Source organism: Neisseria sp. 19428wB4_WF04 (genome assembly GCF_015235335.1).
GTDB classification, from domain to species: domain Bacteria; phylum Pseudomonadota; class Gammaproteobacteria; order Burkholderiales; family Neisseriaceae; genus Neisseria; species Neisseria musculi.
Genome location: NZ_JADGLG010000135.1, coordinates 1 through 724 on the forward strand (window position 1 = coordinate 1; position 724 = coordinate 724).

The window sequence follows — 724 nt, forward strand, 5'->3', positions numbered from 1 at the left end:
TTAGACAGCTTAATCAAGCGGTTTTCAAGGGCTGAATCCTGTACTGTACAGGGCTCAGTCCTTTTAATTTCAGCTTGGTTCTGTCGTGGTGGTAATAATGAATATACTCATGCAAAGCTGCTGCAATCCGGCAGCGGAAGCATATTTGCGCGTATGGGCATCACACTTTGAAATACGCAGGCTTTTTTTAACGTGCCGGAGAAGCTTTCCACGGCCGCATTGCCCAAACAGTTTCCTTACGCGACATGTTTTGCACCGGTTTGCATTTGCCCGATTCAATTTGGTAATCCCGCGCCCATACCGATCCGAACACAGTATCGGCTTTTCAGACGGCAAAAGCCAGGCACGGGCGGCTTTATACATGCCCGCATTGGCCGCCTACCGCATGAACGCCTTTCCCGCCTTTATCGGCCGTCTGAAAGCCAGGGAAAACCGCCGAAACTCATCTATTGTTGCAATTATGCGAAAGCTGGTAACCATCGCTTTCTACATTTTGAAAAACCAAACGGAATACGACAAAACCCGTTACGGATTAACAGCATAAATTAACAATACCAAACAGAAAAATGCCCCGCAAAAGCAGGGTACGGCTTGGTTGTTGCCGAAAGAATACATCAACGGCATTGACACTTTCACACACTATCTTGATTGCTTAAATGCTTCTTTCAATATTTTCCCGACCGAATCGACAACGCCGGGTTGTAGGATTCAGCAACCGATGATT

General features: G+C 46.8%; 1 protein-coding gene and 1 pseudogene. One reads left to right on the forward strand and one right to left on the reverse strand.

The genetic code is table 11. From position 1 onward, the window contains the following. Nucleotides 1–13 precede the first annotated feature (13 nt). Nucleotides 14–115 (reverse strand): annotated as a pseudogene (locus tag IR141_RS12645) (IS3 family transposase); the annotation flags it as partial. Nucleotides 116–280: 165 nt separating this feature from the next. On the opposite strand from IR141_RS12645, the gene IR141_RS12650 reads away from it, so the two are divergent. Then, a complete protein-coding gene (locus IR141_RS12650; RefSeq protein WP_135037796.1) occupies nucleotides 281–544 on the forward strand; it encodes a hypothetical protein in 264 nt (87 codons plus the stop codon). Nucleotides 545–724 lie beyond the last annotated feature (180 nt).